Here is a 3,285-nt window from a genome sequence, read left to right as displayed (position 1 = left end):
CATTCTGGCGAGGGGCGGTAGGATGTGGGGGATCGGCTGGCGCTTCGATGAATCGGCGAGCCTGCTCGACAAAGGCGAAGCAGGCTTTCGGGTGCTCACGGGAAATGCCGACAGCTACCTTGCCGACCCGTTCCCGTTCCGGCACCAGGGGCAGGCTTTCATCTTTGTCGAGCAGTTCCTCTACTCGAGGAACCGGGGGTGCATTGCGGTCGTGGCAGTGAACCGGGATGGGACAGCCGGCGCCCCCCGGATCGTTGTGGAGGAACCGCATCACCTCTCGTACCCGTTCGTGTTCGAGCAGGATGGTCAGATCTGGATGATCCCTGAATCGGGGGCGGCCAGGAATGTCAGCCTCTACAGGGCAGTGGAATTTCCCTACCGGTGGACACGGGAGGCCTGCCTCATGGAAGGCATTGAGGGCTACGATACCACGCCGCTCTGCCACGAAGGGGGGTTTTGGTTTTTCGTCAGCCCAAGGCTGTGGAGGTCCACCGCCTGGGATACTCTCAGCCTCTACCATGCCGAGAGCCTGGCCGGGTCTTGGACGCCCCATGCTGCCAATCCCGTTGTGATCGATGCCGGGCTCAGCCGCCCCGCCGGCGCCGTAATCCGACACGGCGGACGCGCGATGCGCCCAGTCCAAGACTGCGCGCGCGGCTATGGCGGCGCGGTGACATTCTGTCAGATCGATGCGCTCGGCGCGTCGGAATTTGCCCAGACCCCGGTCGGTCGCATTTGGTCCGGAGCCTTCGGGTGTCACACCTACAACCGCCGGTCCGGCTTGGAGGTGATCGACCTGTTCGGACATGTCCGGGGATTGCGAGAGGTCACGACCGCTTATCGGGTGCTGGTACCGAACGCGCCGGTCTCCGGAGCGCGCGGAATCTCGGAGCCGTATGGGCAACTCGTTTCCCTGCCGGTCTCACGTCCGGATTAGCCACCCGCTGCAAAAGCGGTCGAGCGCATGGGATAGCCCAAAAGAGCTAATCATCTATTGTCTCTTTCTAACCATCCATCGTCCTTCCATTTCAGATCTTCGCCGGTAATGCTCGTATGCTCGTACAGCAACCAAAGCTTTAGGGGGCCACAAGCGCTCCAATAGGCGCACCAATCTTCTTTCAGCTCATCTTCATATTCGTTGTGGCCGGGGAGTCCGCATATGGTTGGATCAAGCACATCCGTGTATGTGGCGCTCATTGGAGATGGCCCCTGCGGCTTGTCGCTGGCCGCGCACTTGCCTGCGCGTGGTCTGGCGCGCTTCCAGCCCGCCCTCTGGGTCCCGTGCTCGACCTCGCAGCGCTGCCATGAATGAGCGCCTCGCCAGCAATCTCGCCCACGTCGGTGCCGTATCGCCGGCCGACCCGATTGATTTTGCCCTTCAGCCGGCACTGGCACTGCCTCGGGTGAGCTTCATCGTCCCGACGCTCAATGAAGCCGAGAACCTCCCCTGGCTTCTGCCGCGCATCCCCAACTGGGCGCATGAGGTCATTATCGTGGACGGTCGTTCGACTGACGACACGGTCGCGGTCGCGCGCCGCCTGCGCGAGGACGTGAAGGTCGTCATGGAGCCCCGGCGGGGCAAGGGCGCTGCATTGCAAGCGGGATTCCGGGCCGCCACAGGTGAGATCATCGTCATGCTGGACGCCGACGGCTCCATGGTCCCGGAGGAGGCGATCGTCTTTGTCAGTGCGCTGATGGCTGGCGCAGATCTCGTTAAGGGTTCACGGTTTATCCAGGGCGCCGGCACCGACGACATGTCGCTATTCCGGATGTTCGGCAACAGGGGGCTGACCCTGTTCGTGCGGTTGCTCTATGGCGGTTGGTTCTCCGATCTATGCTACGGATACATAGCCTTCTGGACCAAGCACCTCGGCACGCTGAATTGCGACTGCGATGGGTTCGAGATAGAGACCCTCATCAACGTACGGGCCTTGAAGAGCCATCTCAACATCGTCGAGGTGCCGAGTTTCGAGGCTCCGCGCATCAGCGGTGTGAGCCATCTGCGCGCCCTCCCGGACGGCTGGCGCGTCCTCAAGACGATCTTGCGTGAGAGGGTGCACCAACAGCGGGGCGCGACAGCCCGTGCTGAGGGCGGGTAAGCCTGATGCGAATCTTGATGGTTGCCGCTCGCTGCTACCCCTTTATGGGCGGAACCGAAACTCACATCCAGGAGGTCGGTCCCCGCTTGGTGGCGCGTGGCCACGCGGTCGACGTGCTCACGACCGATCCCTCGGGGGAGCTGCCAGTCGAGGAGGAGGTGCGCGGCATGCATGTGCAGCGCGTACCGGCCTGGCCAAGGGAGCTGGATCTCTATGTGGCGCCGGGCATTTACACAGCGATCCGGCGCGGGACTTGGGATCTGATCCACTTCCAGGGCTACAGTTCTTTCGTGGTGCCGATCGGACTGCTCGCGGCCGTCCGCGGGCACGTGCCGTTCGTCCTGACCTTCCACAGCGGCGGGCATTCCTCCCGGTTGCGCAACGCAGTGCGCAGCACCCAGCACATGCTGCTCCGGCCGCTGGTCGCCCGGGCGGCGCGCCTGATCGGCGTCTCCGAATTCGAAGCCGACTTCTTCAGCGGGAGGATGGGCGTGCCGCGGGAGCGGTTTGTCGTCATCCCGAACGGCGCCGCAATGCCGGCTCCGAGCCCAGGCGTCAAGGTCGATCCGCACCTGATCGTCTCGGGCGGCAGGCTGGAGCGCTACAAGGGCCATCACCGGGCGATCGCGGCCTTGCCCGAACTGATCCGCCGGTTACCGGACGTGCGACTGCACATCGTCGGTACAGGCCCGTACGAGGGAGAATTGCGGCGCTTTGTCGCGACGCTCGGCCTCGAGAAGCGGGTCACGATTGCGGGTATTCCCGGGTCACAGCGGCAGAGAATGGCAGACCTCCTGGCAAGTGCCGGGCTATTCGTGCTGTTCAGCGAATACGAAGCCCACCCGGTCGCCGTGATGGAAGCCCTGTCGCTGCGCCGTCCGGTCCTCGTCACCGACACGTCCGGTCTGCGGGAACTGGCCGCCAATGGCCTGTGCCGGGCGATTGCGTGCAACGCCGGTCCGGCGGAGCTGGCCGCCGCCATGGCCGAGGAACTGGAGGCCCATCGGGAGGTCCCGGATTTGGCGCTGCCCGACTGGGATGCGTGCGCGCAAGCGCTGAGCGACGTCTATCGTGATGTGCTGAGCAGCCGATCCACGGTCCGCTTGCCACCCGGACGCGTGACATCGTGGCCTCCCGCGACGATGGCATGATGCTGATGATGGCGGCTCATTTCACCGCGGGAACC

The 3,285-nt window shown here is 64.2% G+C and carries 3 protein-coding genes and 1 pseudogene; 3 read left to right on the top strand and 1 reads right to left on the bottom strand.

The genetic code is table 11. The features are described 5' to 3' along the window. Positions 1–937, top strand: a pseudogene (locus tag EN738_RS32680) (hypothetical protein); the annotation flags it as partial. Between the two features lie 50 nt (positions 938–987). Here the strand turns inward: EN738_RS32680 and EN738_RS32675 are convergent. Then, a complete protein-coding gene (locus tag EN738_RS32675; RefSeq protein WP_127287165.1) occupies positions 988–1,197 on the bottom strand; it encodes a hypothetical protein in 210 nt (69 codons plus the stop codon). Between the two features lie 107 nt (positions 1,198–1,304). Here EN738_RS32675 and EN738_RS32670 point away from each other — a divergent pair, with 107 nt between their 5' ends. Together EN738_RS32670 and EN738_RS32665 are read left to right on the top strand one after the other, a co-directional pair. Further along, entirely contained in the window at positions 1,305–2,099 is a 795-nt protein-coding gene (locus EN738_RS32670; protein WP_127287164.1) for a glycosyltransferase family 2 protein, read from the top strand. A 5-nt stretch (positions 2,100–2,104) separates the two neighbouring features. After that, the gene (locus EN738_RS32665) at positions 2,105–3,250 is read left to right on the top strand and encodes a glycosyltransferase family 4 protein (RefSeq protein ID WP_127287163.1); all 1,146 of its coding nucleotides are present in this window, start codon (positions 2,105–2,107) and stop codon (positions 3,248–3,250) included. Positions 3,251–3,285: the final 35 nt, after the last annotated feature.

Origin of the sequence: Mesorhizobium sp. M4B.F.Ca.ET.017.02.2.1 (assembly GCF_003998955.1) — a bacterium.
In the GTDB taxonomy this organism is placed as follows: Bacteria; Pseudomonadota; Alphaproteobacteria; order Rhizobiales; family Rhizobiaceae; genus Mesorhizobium; species Mesorhizobium abyssinicae.
This window is presented reverse-complemented; position numbering and strand designations above follow the sequence as displayed.

Coding starts and splice junctions, on each gene's coding strand:
- EN738_RS32675 (WP_127287165.1), bottom strand. CDS start 1,197: ATGAGCGCCACATACACGGATGTGCTTGATCCAACCATATGCGGACTC.
- EN738_RS32670 (WP_127287164.1), top strand. CDS start 1,305: ATGAATGAGCGCCTCGCCAGCAATCTCGCCCACGTCGGTGCCGTATCG.
- EN738_RS32665 (WP_127287163.1), top strand. CDS start 2,105: ATGCGAATCTTGATGGTTGCCGCTCGCTGCTACCCCTTTATGGGCGGA.